Raw genomic sequence first — 19068 nt, 5'->3', positions numbered from 1 at the left:
GCTCACTCGACCTTGTCGTCGCCCGACGAGGAGCCGCTTTCGGATTCGCCGACCCAGACGGTCTTGGCGTTGACGAACGCGCGGATGCCCAGGCCCGCGAGTTCGCGTCCGTAGCCGGACCGTTTGACGCCGCCGAACCCCAGCTCGGGGTAGGACACCGTCATCCCGTTGATGAAGACCTGGCCGGCCTCGATGTCGTCGATGAAGCGCTGCTGCTCGGCCTCGTCGTTGGTCCAGGCGTTGGACCCCAGGCCGAACGTGGTGGCGTTCGCGATCTCGATGGCCTCGTCGATGTCTTTGGCGCGGTACATCGACGCGACGGGGCCGAACACCTCTTCGGTGTAGAGGCCCATGTCCTTGGTGATGTCGGTGACCACCGTCGGTGGGTAGAACCAGCCCGGCCCGTCGATGGGCTTGCCGCCGAGGCGGATGGTGGCGCCCGCGGCGGCGGCGTCGTCGACCTGCTTGGCGATCTCGTCGCGGCCGGACTCGGTGGCCAGCGGGCCCACGTCGGTGTCGGGGTCGGTCGGGTCGCCGACGGTGAGCGCGGCCATGCGCTCGGTGAACTTGTCGACGAACGCGTCGTAGATGTCGGTGTGGACGATGAACCGCTTTGCGGCGATGCAGGATTGGCCGTTGTTCTGCACCCGGGCGGTGACCGCGGTCTTGGCGGCCTCGTCCAGGTCCGCCGAGGGCATCACGATGAACGGGTCGCTGCCGCCGAGCTCGAGCACCGTCGGTTTGATCTCGTCGCCGGCGATGGCCGCCACCGACTGGCCGGCCGGCTCGCTACCGGTCAGGGTGGCCGCCGCGACGCGCGGGTCGCGCAGGATGCGCTCGACGGCGCTGGAGGAGACCAGCAGGGTCTGGAAGCAGCCCTCGGGGAAGCCCCCGCGGGTGATGACGTCGGAAAGATACAGCGCGCTCTGGGGGACGTTCGAGGCGTGCTTGAGGATCCCGACGTTGCCGGCCATCAGCGCCGGGGCGGCGAACCGCACGGCCTGCCACAGCGGGAAGTTCCACGGCATCACCGCCAGCACGACGCCGAGCGGTTGATAGCGGATGTAGGCCTTCTTCGCGCCCACCGCCTTGGCGTCGGCCGGCTCGTCGGCGAGCAGCTGCTCGGCGTGCTCGGCGTAGTAGCGAAAACCCTTGGCGCACTTCAACACCTCGGCCTTGGCCGATTTCAGGGTCTTGCCCATCTCCAGCGTCATCATGGCGGCGACGTCGTCGGCCTCCGCTTCCAGCAGGTCGGCGGTGGCGTTTGCCCACCCCGCGCGCTGGGCAAACGTGGTGTTGTGGCGGTAGTCGAGGAAGCGTTCGTAGGCACGGGCGATCGCGGCATCGACTTCTTGATCGGTGGCCGGGGTGAAGGTTTTCACTGTCTCGCCGGTAGCCGGGTTAATGGTGGCGATGGGCACCTGGCCCTCCTTCATCGGATGAGTAGCTGAAAAGTCCAACACCCACCCTGCCACTATCGTTCCTTCAAGGGAGGTGCCGGATGAGCAGAGCCGCCGAGTTGATCGTCAAGTGCCTGGAAAACGAGGGTGTTTCCGTCGTGTTCGGGGTGCCCGGCGAGGAGAACATCCGATTCGTGCAGGCGCTGGCGGCGTCGCCCATCCGCTACGTGCTCACCCGGCACGAACAGGCCGCGTCCTTCATGGCCGAGATGTACGGCCGGGTCACCGGCCGGGCGGCGGTGGTGTCGGCCACCCTGGGGCCCGGCGCGATCAACATGCAGCTCGGCGTCGCCGACGCCACCACCAACAGCACCCCGCTGGTCGCCATCTCCGCGCAGGTGGGCCACGACCGGGAATTCAAGGAGTCGCACCAATACGTCGACCTGGTGTCGATGTTCGCCCCGATCACCCGGTGGGCGGCCGGCATCCCGACCCCGCGCGCCATCCCGGAGATGGTGCGCAAGGCGTTCAAGCTCGCCGAGTCCGAACGCCCGGCCGCGGTCTATCTCGCGGTGCCCGAGCACATAGATGCAGATGCCGCCGACTATTCCGACCTGGGGCCGTTGCCGCGCAACGTCGTGCGCCCCGACGCTCCGGCGCCCCGCCAGGTGGAACGCGCCGTCGCAATCCTGCGCAACGCCAAGCGCCCGGTGGTGCTGGCCGGGCACGGCGCCGCGCGCGCCGACGCCACCAAAGCCCTGGTGCGCTTCTCGGACGAGTTCGGCATCCAGGTGGCCAACACCTTCCACGGCAAGGGCGTCATGCCCGACGACCACCGCAACAGCATCGGCACGCTGGGCTTCATGCGGCACGACTACGTCAACTTCGGGTTCGACAACGCCGACGTCGTCATCGCCGTCGGCTACGAGTTGCAGGAATTCGACCCGGTCCGCATCAACCCCCAGGCCGACAAGAAGATCATCCACATTCACCGGTTCCCCGCCGAGGTCGACGCGCACTACTCGGTCGACGTGGGGATCATCGGGGACATCAGCGATTCGCTGAACGCCCTCACCGACGCGCTATCCGGTCACAGCTTCAGCCACGCCGCCGACGTCCCCGGGTCGGGCCTGCTCGCCGAGGAATTCGCCCGGGGGCAACAGGATTCGCGCTACCCGCTGGCGCCGGCGCGGGTGGTCGCCGACACCCGCGCGGCGCTGGGCCGCAGCGACGTCGTCCTGGTCGACACCGGCGCCACCAAGATGTGGATGGCCCGGCTCTACCCGACGTACGAAAAGAACACCTGCCTGATCTCAAACGGCCTGTCCACCATGAGCTTTGCGCTTCCGGGGGCGCTCGGCGTCAAGCTGGCGCAGCCGGAGTCCAAGGTGCTGGCCGTCGTCGGCGACGGCGCGTTCCTGATGAACTCGCAGGAGATCGAGACCGCCGTGCGCGAGCGGATACCGCTGGTGGTGCTGATCTGGGACGACGGCGGGTACGGACTCATCGAATGGAAGATGGACCTCGAACTCGGGGCGCACTACTACGTGAAATTCAACAACCCGGACGTGGTGACGTACGCGGAAAGCTTCGGCGCCAAGGGATATCGGATCTCTCATGCCGACGAACTGCTCCCGACGCTGCGCGCCGCGCTCGACGACGAGGGCGTCTCGTTGATCAGCTGCCCGGTCGACTACTCGGAGAACCTGCGGCTGACCGACCGGCTCGGCGAGCTGGACGAAACGCTGTGATTCGGGAATCCATTGCCGATGACCGAGCGTGATCGCGACGAATCGGGCCGGCCGCGCAGCGCCCGACCCCGCGACGCCCTGGGCCGGCCCCTGCCGCCGGGCAGCGAAGGCGTTCCACGCATTCCGGACGACCTGGCGCTGGCGCCGGTCGAGACGCTGGCGTACGCCCAGGATCTGCTGGACCGAGGCCTCGCCTTCAACGCCCATGAGGTGCTCGAGGCCGCCTGGAAGAACGGACCGGCTGACGAGCAGGCCCTGTGGCAAGGCCTGACGCAGCTCGCGGTGGGGATCACCCACGCGCAGCGTGGCAACGTCAAGGGTGCGACCACGCTGCTCAGCCGTGCCCGCGCCCATCTGGCGCAGCAGGATCGGCCGGCGCCGCACGCCGTTGATGCGGCCGGGCTGGTGGACTTCGCCGATGCGCTGATCGACGCCCTCGCCGCCGGGGCGGATATCACCGCATCGCGGCTACGGCCCCGCCTGCTGGCCTGAAATACGCGGTGCGCCAACGGGATCGGCGCGTCCCGTTACCAGTCTTGTTGATTCTCCAACAGCGTGACCCGACGAAGTTCCACAACGAACCACAAGGTTGCGGCGACGGTGGCGAGTAGCGCGATGATCGCCACCGTGCTGAGCCATTCGTAATGCTGGTAGGCGGCGACAGCCAAGCTGGCGATGATGCCGCACAATGCGACCCCCAGCAGAATGAACCCGGGCCAAAAGAAGTTGTCCTTCATCGTGAGACCGGCGCGCGGATGCGCCGTGCGATGACGATCGGTCGGGTCGTGATGCGTGTCTCCCATGGTTCCCTCTCGTCGGTCAATTCCGTAGTGACTCGGCAACTTTGGGGAAGCCGATATCACGGGGAAGGTAGACGTCGAACAGCAGGATCGCGCCGATCGTCGTCACGAGCCAGACCATGACCGTCGCGGCGAGCCACGATGCGCCGCCGTAGATGCTGAGTCCGTGCGTGGACACCGAAGCAAGGCTCATCGCGCCGATGGTCAGGGTCAGGCCGGTGCAGCCCAGCAGCAGCGACGCGTATCCATGGGGCAATTTCAAGATCTTCACCGACAGGGTGGTCTGCGTTACCGAGAAGAACACCACGGCGACGATGAGACCCGATGCCGTCAGCACAACGTGGGGAACGGTCCTCGCCGCCAGCGCCAACCCGATGGTCCAGGTGGCCGACCGCGCAGCGGTCCGCAGCACAAAGTGCTTCACGACACCGGGCGCTTTACCACGGCGATATCGCATCGTGGTCGACGATGCGCGCGGGTAGCCTGATCGTCGAACCGATGGATGTGGGCGGCGCTGGTTGGCAAGGTGACCATGGCGGCTCCTGAAAACTAACAGATAAGTAATTAAACTTTAGAAATTATGCGCTGTAACGTCAAGACTCTTGTGATTTAGAAGTGGGCGCGATGGACCAACTGCAACGCGATGCCGCCGGAATCGGCGCCCTCGCCGACCCCGTGCGCTACGAGCTGTATCAGTTTGTGTGTTCGCAGCCCGGACCGGTGAGCCGCGATCAGGCGGCCGAAGTGGTGGGAATCGCCCGGCACCAGGCGAAGTTTCATCTCGACCGGCTGACGGCCGAAGGCCTGCTGGAATGTGACTACGCCCGGTTGACCGGCCGGACCGGCCCGGGAGCGGGGCGCACCTCGAAACTGTACCGACGTGTCCGTCGCGACATCGCCGTCAGTTTGCCGCAACGTCAGTACGAGTTGGCCGGGCGGCTGATGGGCCGGGCCATCGTCCAATCCCAGCAGAGCGGCGCGCCCGTCGTAGAGGTGTTGCACCGCAACGCCCACGACTACGGCCGAAGCATCGCGGAGAGCGCGCTGAGCGCGGCCCGCCGGCGGCCGGCCGACGCGCGTGCGGCGCTGAAACTGGTGGCCCGCTTGTTGCGGGAGTATGGCTATGAACCGGGCCACGACGACGACGGCGTGTATCTGGTCAACTGCCCGTTCCATGCGCTGGCTCAGGAACAGACCGAATTGGCCTGCGGCATGAACCACGCGCTGATCAACGGGATGGTGGACGCGATGACCCCGCATTGCCTGGATGCCCGGCTGCAGCCGACGCCGGGCCGGTGCTGTGTGGTGGTCGCAGCAAGCGCTGACTAGCTCACGGCGCCGCCGCGTGCCAAACCCGTTGCGTCAGTGCACTATTCAGGCGCTGCCGGCGTTCGCCGGGTACGTCACACGGTTGCGCTCGTCGACGACGGGTGTGGCGCCCCATTGCCCGAGTCGATGCTCACGCGGCGCGGACCCGCTGATGAGGTGCCATACCGTCCAGCCCTGGGCGACAAGGCTGTTCGCGATCAATTGCCGATGGCATCGCCACGGCACGGGCTCACCGCACATGATCGCCACCCGGTGGGAGCGGGCGAGCGTGATCAGTTCCGCCAGGCCGCGCCCGTATTCGTCGGTGAGGGTGTAATCCGCGTAATTCTTGAAGCTGGCGTTCTGCCAGCCCGCGTTGATGGTGGGGTCGACGCTTTGCCGGCCGCGTCGTCCCCCGAGCGCGGGAAGGTGGAGGTAGCCGATGCCGGCGTCGCCGAGCCAGCGCGCCATCTCCGCACTGCCGAACTGGGGATTGCGTCGCGAGCCGGGCTGGGCGCGCACGTCGACGAGCAGGTCGATGCGGGCCTGATCGAGGGGTTCCAGGAAGGTGGGCACCGGGCATGTCCAATGCCCGATCGTCCAGATCTCGCCGTCGTCGGTCATGGTGGTGTCGCGGCGTGTCCTAGTCGATCTTCTCCAGGGCGTCGCCCTTGTGCATCGCGATGTGGTCGGTTTTGTCGCTTCTGATCTCGTATTGCGGGTCGTCTTTCGTGCAGTGCCGTTTGTGGCCCTTGTACTCGGTGTCGCGGGTGTGCTTCTTGACGATCACGCCGCTGACGTGACCGGCTTCCGAATTCCATCGGACGTGGTCCCCGACCTCGAACTGTTTGGCCACCGTGCGCCTCCTTCGCGTGCGTTGCGTTCGCTCCGTGGGTTCCCCCACCACCGCGACGAGTAACCGTGCGCGTGGTCGAATGGGCGCATGCTGTTTCGTCAGCTGGAGTACTTCGTCGCGCTCGCGCAAGAGCGCCACTTCGCGCGCGCCGCGCGGGCGTGCTACGTGTCGCAGCCCGCGCTGTCGGAGGCCATCCGCAAGCTCGAATCCGAACTCAACGTCCCGCTGGTGCGGCGGGGGCAGCGGTTCGAAGGCCTCACCCCCGAAGGCGAGCGGCTGGTGCCCTGGGCACGGCGCATCCTGGCCGACCGCGACTCGCTCAAACGGGAGGTCACCGCGCTGCAGGCCGGGCTGACCGGCGAGTTGCGGCTCGGGGTGGTCCCGGCGGCCTCGACCACCGTTGCGCTGCTTACGGATCCGTTCTGTGCCGCGCATCCCCTGGTGCGGGTCCGGCTCGAGGTCAATCTGCGTTCGGCCGGCATCGTCGAACGCGTCCGCAAGTTCGAATTGGACGCGGGCATCCTCTATCCGGACCAACAGGACACGGCCGACCTGCTGGTCACCCCGCTCTACCACGAACAGCCGGTGCTCATCGCCGCCGCCGAGCTGCTGGGCGGCGAGTCGGACACCATCGCGTGGTCGGATGCCGTGCAGCTGCCGCTGTGCCTGCTCACCCAGGGCATGCGCGGGCGCCGGGTCATCGACGACGCGTTGGCCACCCACGGCCTCGAGGTGACACCGCAGCTGGAAACCGACTCCGTGGCAGCGTTGTTCGCGCACGTGCGCACCGGCCGGTGGGCGAGCATCGTGCCCCAACCGTGGATCCACACCCTGGGCATCCCCGCCGGGGCCAGCGTGCTGCGACTGCGCCGGCCCTCGGTCACCGCGCTGATCGCGTTGGTCACCAACCGGGCCGAGCCGGGTTCGTTGCTGGCGCGGGCGTTGCGGCGGACCGCGCGCGAGGCCCGCATCGGCGCCACGCTCTCCGAGCGGTCCTAGCCCCCGTCTCCACTGATCGGCGCCGCCTATCAGCCAGTCGGAATCACATCTTGGACAGCCCGTGGCCGCGCCGTGAGACTGGGGTTGATCGCCAGCTAAGGAGAATTCAATGGCCAAGTGTGTGATGGTGCTTTATCCCGACCCCGTCGACGGATACCCGCCGGCCTACGCGCGGGACAGCATCCCGACGATCCACCGATACCCCGACGGCAGCACCGTGCCGACCCCGTCAACGATCGATTTCACGCCCGGTGAGTTGCTCGGCTGCGTGTCGGGCGCCCTCGGGCTGCGCAAGTTTTTCGAAGACGCGGGCCACGAACTGGTGGTGACGTCGGACAAGGACGGACCCGACTCGGAGTTCGAACGCGCGTTGCCCGACGCCGAAATCGTGATCTCGCAACCGTTTTGGCCGGCCTACCTGACCAAGGAGCGCATCGCCAAGGCGCCCAAGCTCAAGCTGGCCCTGACCGCCGGCATCGGCTCGGACCACGTGGATCTGGATGCGGCCAAGGAGCGCGGGATCACCGTGGCCGAGGTGACCTACAGCAACAGCATCAGCGTCGCCGAGCACGCGGTGATGCAGATCCTGGCACTGGTCCGCAATTTCGTCCCGTCCCACCGGTGGGCCGCCGAGGGCGGCTGGAACATCGCCGACTGCGTCGAACGCGCCTACGACCTCGAGGGCATGGACGTGGGTGTGATCGCCGCCGGACGGATCGGGCGTGCGGTGCTGCGCCGGCTGGCGCCGTTCGACGTCAACCTGCACTACACCGACACCCGCCGGTTGGCACCGGAGGTCGAAAAGGAACTGAACGTGACGTTCCATCCCACGGTGCAGGAGCTGGTGCGGGCGGTCGACGTGGTCTCGATCCACTCGCCTCTGTACGCGGACACCCGCGCGATGTTCGACGAGAAGCTGATCTCGACGATGCGGCGTGGCTCTTACATCGTCAACACCGCCCGCGCCGAGGAGACCGTCCCGGAAGCGATTGCCGACGCGCTGAGCAGCGGGCAACTCGGCGGCTACGCCGGCGACGTGTGGTACCCGCAGCCCCCGCCGGTCGACCATCCGTGGCGGACGATGCCGAATAACGCGATGACGCCGCATGTTTCGGGGACGACCCTGTCGGCGCAGGCGCGCTACGCGGCCGGCACCCGGGAGATCCTGGAAAGCTGGTTCGCCGGCACGCCGATCCGTCCGGAGTACCTGATCGTCGAGGGCGGCAGGCTCGCGGGCACCGGGGCGCTGTCCTACCAGAAGTAGTCGCGGGCATCTGCCGGTTGGCGCTCAGCCCCCGCCTTTGCCCTTGCTCTCTTCGAGTTGTCCGGGGCAGTAGGCCTTCGCCGATATCGTGGCGAATTGGGCGGCGCCGCTGGTGGTCAGGGCGGGGTTGTTGTCGCGGATGTCGGTGAGCAGTTGTAGACCGGATACGCCGCGAGTGATCATGCCGCATACCGACTTTCCCGCGGCGACGGCCTGGCCCGGGTCCTTGAAGCTGATCCCGACGGTGTGGAGGTCGGACAGGAAGGATCCGTTGTTGTCATCGGCGGGTGCCTCGTCCTCGCCCGGCGTGGCGTGTGCGGGTGCCGCGATCGTGATGCCCGCCGATACGGTGAGAAGCGCGAGCAGCCGTTTCATTGGAGCCTCCTTCGGTGTGGTTATCCCAGCTGGGATTCGGGGTGTGCGGCGGCGGGCGCCGGTTCGTCGTTGACGTGCACGGCGTGCACTCCGGGTGTGGTTCGCAGTTGGGCGACCAGGTCGTCGAGGCCGGCCTCGTCGACGTTCCAGTGCTGCACCTGGTCGGGCATTTCTTGTAGTTGGGCGATGATGCGGTCGAGTTTGACCGGTTGGGTGCGGCGTTGGCCGGCGATCGCGCGGGTCTGGATGGCGGTGGTGGTGTTGAGGACGCGGGCGGCGGGGCCGCCGAGTGCGCCGCCGGCCAGGCTGCCCAGGGTGGCGTCGTTGACCAGCTCGGCGGGGAAACCCGCCGCGGCGGCCGCGGCCGCGCTGGTGGCCGGCAGTGCGGTGGAGGCCAGCCGGATGGCGGGGGCGGCGGTGGCCCAGCTCGAGGGCACCGACAGCTTTCCCACGGTCGGCGCGGTGCCCAGCACCGCCGATACGGGACGCACCGGGACGCCGGCGCCAAGGCCTCCGGGGGAGGCCAGACCCGCGCCCAGTGACGCTTTGGGCAAGCCGGCGCTCCAGGGGGCGTAGACGAAGGCCCCCTTCCATTCCGAGACGCCCAGGCCGCCACTGGCGCCGACGACGTTGGTCCAGGTGGCCTGCCCGCCGACGCCCTTGACGCTGGAGAACAGCGCCTCCCACAGCGGCGCGACCTCCTTACTGCCGGTCATGCCCTCGATCAGCTTCTGCCACGATTGGGTGTATCCCGTGGAAAGCGAGTTGATGTAGTCCTGCAGTTGTTGCATCCACGACGACGACGAGCTCGACGCCGCGGCGGCCGTGGTGCTCGCCTGGGTCGCCGACCCGGTGTCCTTGCTGACAGCGGGTGCCTGCTCGAACGGCGCCAGCTCCCCGGCGGACTGGGAGGCGGCGGCGTAGCCGAACATCGCGGTGACGTCTTGGGACCACATCTGGGCGTATTCGGTTTCGGTGGCCGCGATCGCCGCGCCGTTTTGGCCCAACAGGTTGGTCGCCTGCAGCGCTGCCAGCTGGGTGCGGTTGGCGGCGATCAGCTCGGGGGGGACGACGGAGGCCAGCGCGGACTCATAGGCACTGGCCGCGGCCTGGGCTTGGGCGGCGGTCTGCTCAGCGAGGCCCGCCGTGGTCGAGATCCAGTTCACGTACGGTGCGGCGGCGGACGCCATGGAGGCCGACGACGGGCCCTGCCAGTCCTCGCCGATGAGTTCGGAGATCGCCGCGCCGTAGGAGGATGCGGTGGCATGTAATTCGGCGGCTAGCGCCTGCCATGCGGCGGCCGCGGACAGCATGGGCGCCGCGCCGGGGCCGGCGTAGAGCTGGGTGGAGATGACCTCTGGTGGGAGCGCTGCGAAATCGGTGAAAACCATGGCGGTGCCTTTCCTTATTTCGGGTTCGGCGGGATCACGATGACCGTGGAGGTGGTGGCGAGGTCATCGACGGCCACCGCCCCGGGCACCCGGACCGCCGGCCCGGCCACCGCGCGGGTGGCGCTGCTCCCGACGGCGCGTCCGGCCAGGCTCGACAGGGCGGTGGGGCCGAACAGGCCCTGGCCGGGATTGACGGTCATCGCCGGTGCGGCGTCCAGCATCGTCTCGGGCAGCTCGGCGGCCAGGGTCCTGATCGCGGGCGCGGCCGAGGCCCAGTTCGCGGGCACCGACAGCGATCCGACGACACCGGCACGGCCCACCGCCGCCGACACCGTTCCCGCACTCGGCGCCTGAAAGGAGGTGGAGCCGGTCAGCAGATCGCTGTGCAGCAACGGCGCCAGAACCCCATGGAGACCCTTGGGATGCAGTGTGGGGTCGACACTTTGAACGTTGCCGCCCATCGCCTTGGTGTTGAGCGCAAGCTGATAGAAACCCTTCCCCGCGTCTGCGACCCCGAGCGGCGAGTAGGGCCCGGTAAGGGTGCTGAGGAAGCTGTTGAAACTCTTGAGGCCCCCCGTGGCTTCCCCGAGACCGAGCGAGATTCCCGGCGACGTCGTCGCCGCGGTTTGTGCCGCGGCCGGGGCCTGCGAGAGCGCCTGGGAGACCGCGGATTCCACGTTCGAACTCGCCGACGACTGGGCCGCGGCGGCGACCGCGGCGGCCTGGTTGGTTTCCGCGCTGCTGTCGGTGGTCGTCGGTGGCGTGGTGAACGGGGCTAGTTGAGTCGCGGCCGCCGAGGAACCCGCATAGCCATACATCGCGGCCGCGTCTTGGGCCCACATCTCGGCGTACTGGGCCTCGGTGGCCGCGATGGCCGGGGTGTTTTGGCCCAGGATGTTGGTCGCGACCAGTGTCGCCAACAACGCCCGGTTGGCCGCGATCACCGGCGGCGGCACCGTGGCCGCGAAGACGGCCTCATACGCGCCCGCCGCCGCCTTCGCCTGACTGGCCGACTGCTCGGCCTGCGCGGCGCTGCCGATCAGCCACGCAACGTACGGTGCGGCCGCGGCCGCCATCGATGTCGACGAGGGGCCATTCCACGCGGTTCTCAGCTCTGCGACGACGGACCCGTAAGACGCTGCCGTGGCGCGTAATTCGGACGCTAATCCGTCCCAGGCGGCCGCGGCGGCCAACAACGGGGCCGGCCCGGGGCCTGAGTAGATCCTGCCGGAGTTGATCTCCGGAGGTAACGCTCCGAATTCCATTGCTTTCCTCCGCCTCCGGCCGCGAACACCACGGACCCTGCGCTCGTCCCTGCCGATAAGGTTGGTCTTCAACAACATTGAGCAACTTCGGTCGGCGCCCGCCAGTGGATGCCAGTTGCTTGAAATGTTCGGGTGCTCAGAAGACTAGCCAGCTCTGCCCGACCAGCCTGGTGGCAAATGCAGGCCGACGCCGGGCCAGCACCGCGTTCGAATGGCAAGGCCTGCAACGCGGCGGTTCGATAGGCAAGGCGCCGATAGCCCCGTCTACCTCGGGCGAATTCGTACACGTCCCAGAGTGAAAACACGATCAACACCCGGCAAACATGAGCGGGCCAGGGGGTTTCCCCAATAAAAATCTCACCATCCAAAATTCGCTGCCCCGCACCGGGCGCGGTCATCCGCGCGCGCTTGACCAAAGTCCACTGGCAACACGACGTCGCCGTCGCGGCCCGGAATCACCGGGGCGGCGACGACCGCGAATGTTGTTTCGCTCCACAGCCTCCGGTGCCTGAGCCGGCCGCCCCGGCGGCGTCAACCGATGCGAACACCACTACGTCGGCCTTGCCGCGCCCACTATCGCGCGGCGATCTGCCTCGTGGTCAGAGGTCCTATCTCATGCGGGTCAGTGAGTTTCGGCGGCGGTCGCGGTGAAGCGACGATCCACCCAGTTGCCGAAGCGCGGTGCGGACTTAATCTGGCCCGCCGCCGCCAGTAGATCGGTGAGGCGCTGCTCGGCGTCAATCACGGTGTCGTCGAGGGGGATCGGCTGTCGCAGAGTGCGCCCCTGCGCGACGGCGGCGACGGCGGGGTCGATGCCGGCGGACCCGGCGTACTGGGCGGCCCACTCCTGCGGGTGCTCGCGCGCCCAGACCGCGGCTCGGGTGTATCGCGCCAGCAGATCCGCCAGGGCGGTGTTCCGTTTGGCGTCGGCCAGTGTTTGGTCGGAGGCGATCCCGAACGAGTACTTGTACTTGCGTGTGACCAGGCCCCGCACCGGGAGTTGCTGTTCGGCCTGCGCGGTATAGGGATCCCACACGGCCCACGCGTCGACCTGGCCATTGCGGAATCCCGACAGGGCGTCGGCCGGTTGCAGGAACACCAGGTGGACGTCGTTGGGTTTGAGTCCGGCCTTGTCGAGCTGATCAAGCACATTGGCGTGCGCCGAACTGCCCTTGGCCAGCGCGATGGTTTTGCCTCGCAGGTCGGTGACGGAGTGAATAGGCGAATCGACGTGAACCAGAATCTGATCGCCGGGGCCCCCGCCGTCGAATGCGGACACCACCTTGATGCGGGCGTTGGCGACCGCGCCGAAAATCGGTGGGGTGTCACCGGTGATGGCGAAATCGATCTTTCCGGCGGCGGCGGCCTCGACCATCGGTGGTCCCGAGGTGAAGGTGGAGAATTCAATCCGGTACGGAACGTTCTGCAGCTCGCCGGCGGCGCTCAGCATGGCTTCGGTGCCAACGCTCTTTTGATCGCCGACCCTGAGAGTCAGGTCGGCCAGCTGTGACAGCGGAACTCGGTCCGGCACCGCGCCGGGGCCGGCGGCCTGTTGGCGGGAGACGCACGCCGGCAGCGCCAGAGCGATGGCAGCCAGCAGTAGCGCGGTATGGCGTCGTGTCGACATCGAGCTCCTCAGATCAGGACACCGAGCTGGCTGAGCACGTCGGTGCGGTACCCGGGGGACGGGCCCGGTTGGCACGGGATTCGCGCAGGCAAGGCTGCGGCACTGTGGAAGGCGAGGCTATGGCAGATCGGTTGGGCTGACAACGGTTTGAATTTCCGTGAACGCAACCGCGCCTAGAGGGGGTTCACGCGGCCTTGCGTCGCGTCCCGACCGATATGACCTGTGACGCCGAGATTGGCCTCAATTGGTGGTGGTAGGTGTCGACAACGTCATGGGCGGCGCGTAGCCACCCACCAGGGCGCGATGCCACCACGCCCGGTCGCGGCGCAGCTCGGCCGGGGTGGTGAAGCGGTACTGGTACAGCTGGGCGCGCACAAACCGCGGCGGCGCATCCGGGAACGGGTTGTGGCGCAACAGACGCAGGGTCGGCCGGTCGTTGCGCAGCAGCCGCTGCAGGAACGGCCGCAGCCAGGGCTGCGCGTAGCCCGGCGAGATCGCGGCGAACCACATCAGCCAGTCCAGGCGCAGATGATAGGGGGCCCACTGTCGCGGCAGCCGGCGCGGCCCACCCGGCTTGCCTTTGAATTCGTATTCCCGCCAGACGGTCTGGTCGCTGAGCTGGTCATCGTCGGTGCCCTCGATCACCACCTCCCGACGGATCCGCCCGATGCTGCCGAAGGCCCCGTAGGTGTTCACCAAGTGAAATGAGTTGAACGACATGTTCATTCGCTGACGCGACGACAACATGTTCCGTATCGGCCAGTAGCTCATGAACAGCACCGCCGCCGACACCGCGGCAACCAGGACCACAAACCACGCGCGCGCCGCCGGGCCGTCGTGCGCCGCGACGAGGGTGCCGGGAAGCAGCGACGCGACCGACGCGTCGTCGATGGCGCTGCACGCCAACAGAATCGTCACCCAGTTCAGCCAGGCGAAGTTGCCCGACGCGACCAGCCACAGCTGGGTGATGACGATGATCGCCGCCGCCACGCTGGCCACCGGCTGCGGCGCGAACAATCCGAACGGCACGATCAGCTGCGCGAAATGGTTGCCCGCCACCTCGACCCGGTGCAGCGGTTTGGGCAGGTGGTGGAAGAACCAGCTCAGCGGCCCGGGCATGGGCTGCGTCTCATGGTGGTAGTACAGACACGTCAGGTCGCGCCAGCACGGATCGCCGCGCATCTTGATCAGCCCCGCACCGAATTCGACTCGGAACAACAGCAATCGGACCATCCACAACGTCAGCACCGGGGGCGCCACGTCGTTGTTGCCGAGAAAGATCATCAAAAACCCGGTCTCGAGAAGCAACGACTCCCAACCGAACGAGTACCAGGTCTGCCCGACGTTCACGATCGAGAGATAGAGCACCCACAGCACGAGCCACATCGCCATCGCGGCCCACAGCGGCGCCGCGTCGGCCGCGCCGGCGACGACGGCCGCCGACAGCGCCGCGCCGAACCAGGCGACCGCAGCGAACAGCCGATCGGAGTAGCGCAGGTGAAAGATGCTCGGCGTGCGCCAAAATGACTGCGCCGCCACAAACCGCGGAATGGGCAGTATGCCGTGTTCGCCGATGAGCGCGCGGAATTGCGCGGCCGCCGCGACGAACGCCAGCAGATAGATCGCCGCGGCGCCGCGCTCGAGGACCAGTCTGCCCACCCAGTATTCGGGCGCGGAAAACCAGCTCATGGCGCTCACTCCCCGATCGGCGGCTGTCGCACCGACCGCATATCCAGTCAATCAGCCGATAAACGGGGGTAGCCACTACCCGCCAAAACTATTCGGCACTATTCGTCGCTGGGCCGCCGCTCCCGGTCGGGCAAGACGATAACCGAGGCGGTCAGCACCGCGAGCGAAACCAGCGCCAGCAGTTGGACGTTCGCCGAATGGCCGGCGTAGCCGTCCGGCGAGCGCCAGGGCTGGCGCGACAACGCCGCCCCGGCCAAAATCAGCCCGCCGGCGCTGCCCACCAGGGCGAGGCGTTCCCAGCGCCGGGCGCGCAGCGCGTACCGCAACCCCAGGGCGGCGCCCATCACGACGACGCCGCCGGCACCGGCGATCAGCGCCCCGGCGGCCAGCGCCGGGACCGCCGCCCATGGCCCGGGCCGCCATGGTTGCGTGGGGGCGCCCGCGTCGCGTGTTCGGGTGCGCCAGAACGCCAGCAGCGCCAGCAGCGGCAATAAGGCCAGTCCCACCGCCAGTCCCGCGCGGTAGAGCGGGTTGGACGCGAACGTCACCGTGATGGTGCCGGGGTCGCCCGCGGGGACCACCCACCCCTGCTGCCAGCCGTTGACGGCGATCGGCGTCAGCCGGGCCCCGCTGCTGGTGCGCGCCACCCAGCCGGGGTTGATGCTTTCCGGGATGACCATCACCCGGGGGGTGGCCGACGGGGGAGCCTGGACCTCGCGCCGGGCCGGTCCCCATGCCCGCCAGGACGAAAGACGTTCGGCCCGCGCGCTTTCGGGGGCACCCGAGGTCGACAGTTGGGCCCCATCGACGACGAACTGTGCCCCCGGGCTGATCAGGAGCTCCTGGTCGCCGGCGGGCAGCGCGATCGGATCGCGGTCGCACGGCACCGCAGCCAGGGGCTGATCGTCCAGTATCGCCCCGACGGTGGTGTGGATCGCGGTGTGCACGAACCGGCCCGCGACCGCGATGACCGGGCCGCGATCGCACCCGAGGGAGATCTCCCGGCCGCGGTTGCGGGCGGCGTCGGCGGGCGCGATCGCGTTGCCGTCGGCACCGAGCGCGGCCACCTCGGCCAGCCCGGGCGGCTTGAGCTGGTCGAAGCCCAACGCGTTGCGGTCGATGACGTCGTCCCAGTCCAGCAGGCTGAGCGTCACCGTGTCGGTCACCCGGGGCTTCAGCGCGAGCGTCTGCGCCGCGCCTGAATCGGCCTTGACCGCCGCCACTTGCGGGCCGTCACCGAGGTTGACGGCCACCATCGTCGGACGCACGGGCAGCGCCGCCCGGCTGGGCACCAGCCGCAACCCGGTGACCTCGGTGGGTCGAGGCAGCCTCAGCGTCAGCGTCGGCGGGGTCTTGTGCTGCACCACCCGCTGCGGCGCCGTCCAGGCGGTGGCCGGGTCGCCGTCGGTGGCCGCGTAGGCCGAGCCCAGCACATCGACCGCATCCGAATCACCCTGGGCGACAGTCGCATTGGGCTCGGCGATCAGGGCGGCCAGCTTCGGGCCCTGCCGGGGCCGCACCCACACCGTCGGGGTCACCGACACCGGCGCCGGCACGGTCAACGTCCGGCTGAAGTTGACCGGCTCCTCCGGGGTCAGCGCCATCGACGGCGCGCAGCGCACGGTGTCGGGCGCCGGGGCGCAGCCGGGCCTGCCGAGCAGTTCCGAGCCCAGGTCCCACCCTGCGATCGGGGCGCCGGGGGGCGGTCCGGGCACCCGCACGGTGTGTCGCAGGTCGACCTGATGGGCGAACCCGGACGCGTCGTACTGGGTGATCGTCAGGTCGGTGATGCCGAATTGCACGCCGGCGGACCCGTCATCGGTGCCCGCGGCGGTGATTCGCACCCACGGCGTTTCACCGTAGGGGAGCGCCGCGGCGAGCGGCTTGCCCGGCTCGTCGAACCGCAGGGTGGTGCTGCCGGTGGCGGTTTCGATCAGGATGCGGCGGACCTGGGCGCCGACGGCGGTTGCACTGGGGGTCAACGTGATTGCCGCATTCGTCACGGGGTGGTCGAAATCGATCCGCATCCACTGGCCGACGGCGGCCTGCAGCGAGTTGGACACCCAGGCGGTCGCGGAGTCCCCGTCGATCGCGGCGGCCGGGGAGGTCGCCGGGGCGACGTCGGGCATGGCGGTGGAATCGGACGACGAGCTCGACACGGTGATCCGCCCGCCGGTCCACGCGCCGGCCACCGGCTCCGCGCCGGGGACGGGATAGTCCGGCACCCGGTTGTAGGTGTGCCGCGCGTCGCCGGGGGCCCGGATCGCCGACGAATGTTGGTCCACCCGACCGTAATCCGTCTCCCGTGCCACCGGGGTGTCGGTGACGGTCACGCCGGCTCCCGGCGGCAGTGGCAGGCCGGCGGCGCCCGCGTCGGCGGTCAGCAGCGCCGGGCCGAGCGGCGGCTGGCCCAGCAGCCGCCGTCGTTCGTCCAGGCGCAGCAACGCTTCCGGGCCGCCGTCGACGCGGGCCAGCCGGTCGGCGTCGACGAGGTAGGGCGTGGCGGGGTCACTGACGTCACCGCCGCCGGCGACCCGGTAGATCTCGACCGCCGGGTAGCGCGGCCGCAACCCGCTGTCGGCGACGAAGCCCGCCAGCGTGCCGGGCCCCACCGGCGCGCCGAACTGCGCCACCTTCCGCAGCCCCGGGGAGCCGTCCACGGAGCGGTGCACCAGGATCGGGCGCGCCGAGCGTGACGTGTCGGGATCCAGGTCGTTGCGCACCGCAAGGTAGGAAATGCCTTGGCGCGCGAGGGTATCGGCCAATCCCGCCGAGGGCCGTCCGGCGGCGAACAGGCGCTGCACCGAATCCAGCGCCCGGATGGTCTGCGGCGGGGTCAGCGGGATCGAATCGCGCACCCCCCACGGGCTGCTGCCCAGCACCTGCAGCGGCTCGTCGTGGCTGGTACCCCACACCTGCGTGGCGAACGGCGCCCCCGGCACGACGAGCACCCGCCCGGGTGTGGGGTCGCCCGTGTTGTGCTCGGTGAGCCAGTCGGCGGCCTCATGCCAATACGGCGGGATGGCGGTGAACGTCCCCGGCGGCGCCAGCCGACCGGTCCACGCCAGCGAGGTGCTGACCATCAGCGCCGTCAGGACCACCATCGCGGCCGCCACCCGCCTGTCGCGCTCCGGGTGGGCGAACGCGCGCAGCCATACCGGCGTCGGGGCGGCGCCCGGCAGCGGTATCCGGCCCAGCAGGTGGGCGATGCCCAGCGCCACCGGGATGCCGATCACCGACCCCAGCTTGTGCACGTTGCGCAACGGGGCGCCGCCGGCGTCCAGGAAGGCCTGCACCGCGTGCGCCACCGGCGAGCCCAGCCCGCCGCTGTAGCCGACGGCCATCAACACCGCCCCGACCAACAGCATCGTGACCAGGCGGCCACGCGCCGGTATGGCGGCCGAGGCCAGCCCCGCCAGCCCGGCCGCGGCGACCAGGCAGGTGCCCAGGATGGCCGCCGACCCCGTCACCAGCGGGGCGCCCGCGGTGGCGTTGGGCGCCACGTACGGGGTCCAGCTGTCGGTCCCGCGCAACATCTCGGTCAGTGACGACCATTGCGTTGTCACGCCGGAGGATTCGATGAAGTCCAGGAACGGCGGGCTGATGGCGCGCAGCATCACCAGCGCCACCACCCACCACAGCGTGGCCAGCAGCAGCGCCAGCAGCCACCACCCGGTGTAACGCCACCACCGCCGGTTCGGTCGGTGGCATGCCCACCAGATCACCGCGGGCAGGCAGCCGGCCAGTGTCGCGATGGCGTTGACCGCGCCCATCAGCGCGACGGCCAGGCCCGCACGGGCGGCCAGCGCTCGCACGGACCGATCCGTCGATGCCCGCAACGCGAGGATCGTGGGCAGCAACACCCAGGGCGCCAGCATCATCGGCAAGGTTTCCGAGGAGATCGATCCGAGGGTGGTCAGCACCCGCGGCGACAGCGCGAACGCGACCGCGGCGATCACCCGCGACGCCGGGCTGCCGATCCGCAGCGCCTCGGCGACGCGCATCAGCCCCCAGAAGCCCGCTGTGAGCAGCAGCGCCCACCACAGCCGCTGCGTGATCCAGCCGGGCATGCCCAGCGCGTGACCGATCAGGAAAAAGGTGCCGTGCGGAAACAGGTAGCCGTAGGCCTGATTCTGCGCCTGTCCGAACGGCAGCTCGCTGTTCCACAGGTTGGTCGCGCGCGCCAAAAATCGCAGGGGGTTGGCGGTCAGGTCGAGCTTCGTGTCGGGGGAGATCCGCCCCGGCGATTGGGCGAACGTCAACGCCAGCGCGATCGCGCCGACCAACCACAACCAGCGGCGCGACACAGCCGACGAAGTGAGGGTCGTCTCCGCGGGTTCCGG

At 69.0% G+C, this 19068-nt stretch carries 16 protein-coding genes; 5 read left to right on the top strand and 11 right to left on the bottom strand.

The features are described from left to right. Positions 1-2: 2 nt before the first annotated feature. A complete protein-coding gene (locus tag K883_RS07285; protein WP_036429637.1) occupies positions 3-1421 on the bottom strand; it encodes an NADP-dependent succinic semialdehyde dehydrogenase in 1419 nt (472 codons plus the stop codon). An 80-nt stretch (positions 1422-1501) separates the two neighbouring features. Here K883_RS07285 and K883_RS07280 point away from each other — a divergent pair, with 80 nt between their 5' ends. Both K883_RS07280 and K883_RS07275 read left to right on the top strand, forming a co-directional pair. Next, positions 1502-3151 (top strand): acetolactate synthase large subunit, encoded by a 1650-nt coding sequence (locus tag K883_RS07280; RefSeq protein ID WP_020823781.1) that lies wholly within the window; start codon positions 1502-1504, stop codon positions 3149-3151. Positions 3152-3169: 18 nt separating this feature from the next. Then, positions 3170-3643 (top strand): DUF309 domain-containing protein, encoded by a 474-nt coding sequence (locus K883_RS07275; protein ID WP_020823780.1) that lies wholly within the window; start codon positions 3170-3172, stop codon positions 3641-3643. 35 nt (positions 3644-3678) lie between these two features. On the opposite strand, the gene usfY is transcribed toward K883_RS07275, so the two are convergent. Both usfY and K883_RS07265 read right to left on the bottom strand, forming a co-directional pair. Further along, positions 3679-3954 carry a protein UsfY gene (gene usfY / locus K883_RS07270; RefSeq protein ID WP_225336761.1) on the bottom strand — a complete coding sequence of 92 codons (276 nt, stop codon included), beginning with the start codon at positions 3952-3954 and terminating at the stop codon, positions 3679-3681. Between the two features lie 16 nt (positions 3955-3970). Next, positions 3971-4408 carry a hypothetical protein gene (locus tag K883_RS07265; RefSeq protein WP_230487594.1) on the bottom strand — a complete coding sequence of 146 codons (438 nt, stop codon included), beginning with the start codon at positions 4406-4408 and terminating at the stop codon, positions 3971-3973. A 167-nt stretch (positions 4409-4575) separates the two neighbouring features. Here K883_RS07265 and K883_RS07260 point away from each other — a divergent pair, with 167 nt between their 5' ends. Beyond that, positions 4576-5280, top strand: a complete 705-nt coding sequence (locus K883_RS07260; RefSeq protein ID WP_020823778.1) for a helix-turn-helix transcriptional regulator — start codon at positions 4576-4578, stop codon at positions 5278-5280. Between the two features lie 45 nt (positions 5281-5325). On the opposite strand, the gene K883_RS07255 is transcribed toward K883_RS07260, so the two are convergent. Both K883_RS07255 and K883_RS07250 read right to left on the bottom strand, forming a co-directional pair. Continuing rightward, positions 5326-5883, bottom strand: coding sequence for a DUF488 domain-containing protein (locus tag K883_RS07255; protein ID WP_020823777.1), 558 nt, complete (start codon positions 5881-5883; stop codon positions 5326-5328). Positions 5884-5902: 19 nt separating this feature from the next. Continuing rightward, on the bottom strand, positions 5903-6115 hold the full coding sequence (locus K883_RS07250; RefSeq protein WP_020823776.1) for a hypervirulence associated TUDOR domain-containing protein: 213 nt from the start codon (positions 6113-6115) through the stop codon (positions 5903-5905). Between the two features lie 87 nt (positions 6116-6202). On the opposite strand from K883_RS07250, the gene K883_RS07245 reads away from it, so the two are divergent. Both K883_RS07245 and K883_RS07240 read left to right on the top strand, forming a co-directional pair. After that, positions 6203-7114, top strand: coding sequence for a LysR family transcriptional regulator (locus K883_RS07245; protein ID WP_008261812.1), 912 nt, complete (start codon positions 6203-6205; stop codon positions 7112-7114). Positions 7115-7223: 109 nt separating this feature from the next. Beyond that, a complete protein-coding gene (locus K883_RS07240; RefSeq protein WP_020823775.1) occupies positions 7224-8378 on the top strand; it encodes an NAD-dependent formate dehydrogenase in 1155 nt (384 codons plus the stop codon). Between the two features lie 24 nt (positions 8379-8402). On the opposite strand, the gene K883_RS07235 is transcribed toward K883_RS07240, so the two are convergent. The 6 genes from K883_RS07235 to K883_RS07210 form a co-directional block, all read right to left on the bottom strand. Continuing rightward, the gene (locus K883_RS07235) at positions 8403-8753 is read right to left on the bottom strand and encodes a DUF732 domain-containing protein (RefSeq protein ID WP_020823774.1); all 351 of its coding nucleotides are present in this window, start codon (positions 8751-8753) and stop codon (positions 8403-8405) included. 20 nt (positions 8754-8773) lie between these two features. Next, positions 8774-10144 carry a PPE family protein gene (locus tag K883_RS07230; RefSeq protein ID WP_036454142.1) on the bottom strand — a complete coding sequence of 457 codons (1371 nt, stop codon included), beginning with the start codon at positions 10142-10144 and terminating at the stop codon, positions 8774-8776. A 14-nt stretch (positions 10145-10158) separates the two neighbouring features. After that, complete coding sequence (locus K883_RS07225) at positions 10159-11409, bottom strand: PPE family protein (RefSeq protein WP_036454140.1); 1251 nt, start codon at positions 11407-11409, stop codon at positions 10159-10161. 622 nt (positions 11410-12031) lie between these two features. Then, positions 12032-13036 carry an ABC transporter substrate-binding protein gene (locus K883_RS07220; protein WP_036454138.1) on the bottom strand — a complete coding sequence of 335 codons (1005 nt, stop codon included), beginning with the start codon at positions 13034-13036 and terminating at the stop codon, positions 12032-12034. A 240-nt stretch (positions 13037-13276) separates the two neighbouring features. Then, positions 13277-14725, bottom strand: coding sequence for a lipase maturation factor family protein (locus K883_RS07215; protein ID WP_036454137.1), 1449 nt, complete (start codon positions 14723-14725; stop codon positions 13277-13279). A gap of 98 nt (positions 14726-14823) precedes the next feature. Beyond that, positions 14824-19032, bottom strand: coding sequence for an alpha-(1->3)-arabinofuranosyltransferase (locus K883_RS07210; RefSeq protein WP_036454135.1), 4209 nt, complete (start codon positions 19030-19032; stop codon positions 14824-14826). Between the last annotated feature and the right edge of the window lie 36 nt (positions 19033-19068).

Source organism: Mycobacterium sp. TKK-01-0059, assembly GCF_000709305.1.
Taxonomy (GTDB): domain Bacteria; phylum Actinomycetota; class Actinomycetes; order Mycobacteriales; family Mycobacteriaceae; genus Mycobacterium; species Mycobacterium intracellulare.
The sequence above is the reverse complement of the archived record's forward strand: the minus strand, read 5'-3'. Positions and strand labels throughout refer to the sequence as shown.

Coding starts and splice junctions, on each gene's coding strand:
- K883_RS07220 (WP_036454138.1), bottom strand. CDS start 13,036: ATGTCGACACGACGCCATACCGCGCTACTGCTGGCTGCCATCGCTCTG.
- usfY (WP_225336761.1), bottom strand. CDS start 3,954: ATGGGAGACACGCATCACGACCCGACCGATCGTCATCGCACGGCGCAT.
- K883_RS07230 (WP_036454142.1), bottom strand. CDS start 10,144: ATGGTTTTCACCGATTTCGCAGCGCTCCCACCAGAGGTCATCTCCACC.
- K883_RS07280 (WP_020823781.1), top strand. CDS start 1,502: ATGAGCAGAGCCGCCGAGTTGATCGTCAAGTGCCTGGAAAACGAGGGT.
- K883_RS07260 (WP_020823778.1), top strand. CDS start 4,576: ATGGACCAACTGCAACGCGATGCCGCCGGAATCGGCGCCCTCGCCGAC.
- K883_RS07275 (WP_020823780.1), top strand. CDS start 3,170: ATGACCGAGCGTGATCGCGACGAATCGGGCCGGCCGCGCAGCGCCCGA.
- K883_RS07235 (WP_020823774.1), bottom strand. CDS start 8,753: ATGAAACGGCTGCTCGCGCTTCTCACCGTATCGGCGGGCATCACGATC.
- K883_RS07245 (WP_008261812.1), top strand. CDS start 6,203: ATGCTGTTTCGTCAGCTGGAGTACTTCGTCGCGCTCGCGCAAGAGCGC.
- K883_RS07225 (WP_036454140.1), bottom strand. CDS start 11,409: ATGGAATTCGGAGCGTTACCTCCGGAGATCAACTCCGGCAGGATCTAC.
- K883_RS07255 (WP_020823777.1), bottom strand. CDS start 5,883: ATGACCGACGACGGCGAGATCTGGACGATCGGGCATTGGACATGCCCG.
- K883_RS07240 (WP_020823775.1), top strand. CDS start 7,224: ATGGCCAAGTGTGTGATGGTGCTTTATCCCGACCCCGTCGACGGATAC.
- K883_RS07265 (WP_230487594.1), bottom strand. CDS start 4,408: ATGCGATATCGCCGTGGTAAAGCGCCCGGTGTCGTGAAGCACTTTGTG.
- K883_RS07215 (WP_036454137.1), bottom strand. CDS start 14,725: ATGAGCTGGTTTTCCGCGCCCGAATACTGGGTGGGCAGACTGGTCCTC.